A 3,685-nucleotide genomic window follows, 5' to 3' on the forward strand; every position below is an offset into this window, starting at 1 on the left:
TCGTCCTGCATCCGCACCCAATTGCGGATCGCGCCCAGGTAATTGCCGAGGTGCAGATTGCCGGTGGGCTGGATGCCGGAGACGATACGCATGGGACTTGACCTATTCCGAGAGATTGACCGCGCTGGCGTCGCGTGGCTTGCGCCGTAGCTGCGCAAGGTGGCTCTTGTCGAGCGCGCCGACGAGCCAGGCGCTGGCGAGGAACACCGCGCCGCCTGCGCCGACGAGGGTCGCCAGGGCCAGAGCCCGCTCCAGCGCGGTGCCGGCGTATCGGTTCTGGAGCGGCGGTAGCAGCGCCCACAGCGCCAGCGCCATCACCCCCGTCGCCGCCAGTTGCCGCGCCACGCGGGTGGCGAGCCGCCACGATATGCGAAACCATCCGCGGTGATGCAGCACCGCGTACAAGGCGGCGACGTTGAGGCTTGAGGTAAACGCGGTCGCTCCCGCCAGCCCGACGATGCCATAGGTCGGCACGATTGCCACATTGATGGCGATGTTGATCACCAGCGCCGCTGCCGCGATCCATACCGGCGTGCGGGTGTCCTCCCGGCTGAAGAACGCGGGTTGGAAGACCTTCACCAGCACGTAGGACGGCAGGCCGCAGACCAGCGCCGTGACGATCGCGGCCATCACGTCGCCTTGCGCCTGGTTCATCTTCCCGCCGACGAAAAACGCGGTGACAAAGGCCGGAGCGCAGACCGCCAGCGCCGCAGCGGCGGGCAGGGTGAGCAAGGTGGCGATCTCCACCGCATTCGCCTGCAGTTGCTGCGCGCCTTCCTCGTCATGAGAGTGGATGTGGCGCGCCAGCATCGGCAGGATCGCGGTCCCCAGCGCGATACCCACGATGCCCAGCGGCATCTGGTTCAGCCGGTCGGCATATTTCAGCAGCGTCAGCGAACCCTGGGCGAGCGAGGTGGCGAAGAACGTGTCGACGAATTGGCTGATCTGGTAGATTCCGGCTCCGAAAGTTGCGGGCAGGATCAGCCGGCCCAAACGCCTGACCTCAGGCGTAAAGCGCGGCGTCGAAAGTGTAAGCCTCACTCCGGCTCGGCGAACGGCCCAGGCCATGTAGATCAGTTGCAGCAGTCCTGCCGCCGCCACGCTGACAGCCACGGACCAGGCTACGGTGATGTCCGTGCCGCCCTGCTGACGCAGGACGTAGCCAGTCACGATGCCGGTGATCAGCGTCAGGTTGAGCAACACCGGCACGAATGCGCCGGGCGCGAAGCGGGCATGGGCGTTCAGCACGCCCGAAAGCATCGCCACCAAACTGACCAGCGCGAGATAAGGAAAGGTCACGCGGCTGAGCGATACCGCCAGCTCGAACTTGCCCGGCACTCCGGCATATTCGCGGGCGAGCAACCACACGATGCCGGGCATCGCTAACATTGCCACGGCGGAAAAGCCCAGCAATACCCATACGAATACCGCCAGCACATCACTGGCGAACCGCTCCGCCACACCGTCGCCGCGGTCGGAGCCCAGAGCGCGGGTATACATCGGCACGAAGGCGACGGAGAAAGCGCCCTCGGCAAACAGCCGCCGGAATGTGTTGGGCAGCACGAACGCCAGCTGGAAGGCGTCTGCCGCCAGTCCCGCGCCCAGAACGCGGGCGAGCAGCATGTCGCGCACGAAGCCGAATACTCGGCTGAGCGCCGTCAGCCCGCCGATGGTGCTGACGTTGCGGACCAGGCTCATAGGCTACGCGTCATGCCCAAGAGGCTCGGGTACGACGCGCAGTTCGTTCAGGCGTTCCCGGCAGGCGGCGCGCCGACGCCCTGTTGGGCGGTGAGCTGCTGCATGTACAGGCCATTGAAATCGATCGGATCCAGCATCAGTGGCGGGAAGCCGGCATCCCGGACGGCTTCCGACACGATCGCGCGGGCGAAGGGGAACAGGATGCGCGGGGCTTCGGCGAAGAGGAACGCGTGGGCCTGCTGGTCGGGGAGGTTACGCATGCCGACAAGCGCCGCGTAGGTCAGGTCCACCGCGAAGGCGACGCCGGCATCCGCGCGTGAGGTGACGACGATCTTCAGCTCGACTTCGTGCACTTCGCCCTCGATCAGGGTGGAGGCGATGTTGAACTGCACGTCGATCTGCGGCGCATCCTGCCACTGGAAGCTGTGCGGTGCGTTCGGGTTCTCTACCGAGAGGTCCTTCACATACTGCGAGATGATACCGGCGGCGGGATCGTTGTCCTCGTCGCTGCCATTATTCAGGTTGAGGTCGGAGATGATGTTGCCTTCGTCGGCCATGGCGCGCAAAGCTTCCTGCGTTGGTTCTCAATTGCCCGGGCGCCTAGCACCGTGCCGGCCATGCGGCAATGCCGAGCACCGATCGCCCAAGGGTGTCGGGTGGGCGCTTTTTTGGCCTCGCGGTGCAACTCACGCGTTGTTCATTTGTAAAGCCTACCTATCTGAGGTTATGCTGCCGCGCTTGAGCACTCCGCTGGCGCGGCGGTGAGGGAAGGACGGTTAGTTAGACGTGACGGTCGAAATCGTGATCCTGGCGATGATCGCTGCCTTTCTGGGGCTGCGCCTTTACTCCGTGCTTGGCCGCCGTGCCGAGCATGAGGAAGAGACGATCGCCGCCCGGTTTGATCCGCGTCGTAACGCTGCGGGCTCCCCGCGCGTCGCCGCTCCCGCCAAGCCGGACGAGGCCGCTGGCGCCGTACCGGTCAAAACCCAGCGCGATCTGCCTGCGGTGTCGCCTGCGGTTGAGCGTGGCTTGCGTGAAATCGCTGCCGCCGATCGCCGGTTCGACCCGTTCGCGTTCGTGGATGGGTCACGCAGTGCATATCGCATGATCCTGGAAGCCTTCTGGAAGGGCGACAAGGAAGAGCTGCGTCATTTGTGCGATCGCGATGTCTATGAAGGTTTCGCCGCCGCTATCGACGCGAGGGTCGAAGCCGGTGAGACGCTAGACAACCGGCTGATCCGGATTGAGGAAAGTGCGATCAGCGCAGCTTCGTTGGATGGCGGCACGGCCCGGATCACAGTTCGCTTCCGCAGCGATATCGCGTCTGTCACGCGTGACGCCGACGGCGTTCTCGTTGCCGGCTCGCTGGATGATGCAATCGAGGCGGTTGACGTGTGGACTTTCAGCCGCGCCGTCAATTCACCCGACCCGGACTGGTTGCTCGACGAAACCGACGAGGGCTGAACTTGCGGGACATGGCCGGTTTTCCAGGCGGGAGCCGGTTCGCCGTCGTTCTCGTCGCGCTTCTGATGCTCGCGGGATGTGGCCGGCTGGTGCCGTCTCCCGAAGTGGTCTCGCGGCCACCGCCTTCACAGTCCTCTCCTGACACCGCGCCGCAAGCGCAAACCGCCCGCCAACTCCTCTTGCGCGAGGGCCCTCCTGTTTCCGCGCTGACGATCCGGCAAGATGATGCGGCCGCAGCGCTCCTATCCTTCCGTGAGAGCTGCCCACGGCTGACGACCCGCACGGATGAAAGTGGTTTGACGCGCCCCGGGGATTGGAAAGCAGCTTGCGATGCCTTCGCGACTTGGCCCTATGGCCAGGCGGAGAAGTTCTTCGATACGTTCTTCGAGACGGTGCAAGTGGGCGATGGACGGGCCTTCGCCACTGGTTATTTCGAGCCTGAGATCGCCGGATCGCGCACGCACATTCCAGGTTACGACACTCCGGTTTATGCCGTGCCGCCCGATCTGGTGCGCGCGCGACC

Annotated in this window: 5 protein-coding genes; 2 read left to right on the plus strand and 3 right to left on the minus strand. The window is 65.0% G+C overall.

The features are described 5' to 3' along the window. From ACHWRX_RS04520 to secB, 3 genes are all read right to left on the minus strand, one after another. On the minus strand, positions 1-92 hold a 92-nt coding region (locus ACHWRX_RS04520; protein WP_394658253.1), incomplete at its 3' end, for a hypothetical protein. Positions 93-102: 10 nt separating this feature from the next. Further along, positions 103-1,698: a murein biosynthesis integral membrane protein MurJ gene (gene murJ / locus ACHWRX_RS04525; RefSeq protein ID WP_394658249.1), complete on the minus strand. Its 1,596-nt coding sequence runs from the start codon at positions 1,696-1,698 to the stop codon at positions 103-105. Between the two features lie 47 nt (positions 1,699-1,745). Then, a complete protein-coding gene (secB, locus tag ACHWRX_RS04530) occupies positions 1,746-2,255 on the minus strand; it encodes a protein-export chaperone SecB (RefSeq protein WP_394658250.1) in 510 nt (169 codons plus the stop codon). Between the two features lie 229 nt (positions 2,256-2,484). Here secB and ACHWRX_RS04535 point away from each other — a divergent pair, with 229 nt between their 5' ends. Together ACHWRX_RS04535 and ACHWRX_RS04540 are read left to right on the plus strand one after the other, a co-directional pair. Beyond that, complete coding sequence (locus tag ACHWRX_RS04535; protein WP_394658251.1) at positions 2,485-3,162, plus strand: Tim44/TimA family putative adaptor protein; 678 nt, start codon at positions 2,485-2,487, stop codon at positions 3,160-3,162. An 11-nt stretch (positions 3,163-3,173) separates the two neighbouring features. After that, a partial coding sequence (locus ACHWRX_RS04540; protein WP_394658252.1) for an MltA domain-containing protein occupies positions 3,174-3,685 on the plus strand: 512 nt, incomplete at its 3' end.

Origin of the sequence: uncultured Novosphingobium sp. (assembly GCF_964277725.1) — a bacterium.
Taxonomy (GTDB): domain Bacteria; phylum Pseudomonadota; class Alphaproteobacteria; order Sphingomonadales; family Sphingomonadaceae; genus Novosphingobium; species Novosphingobium fluoreni.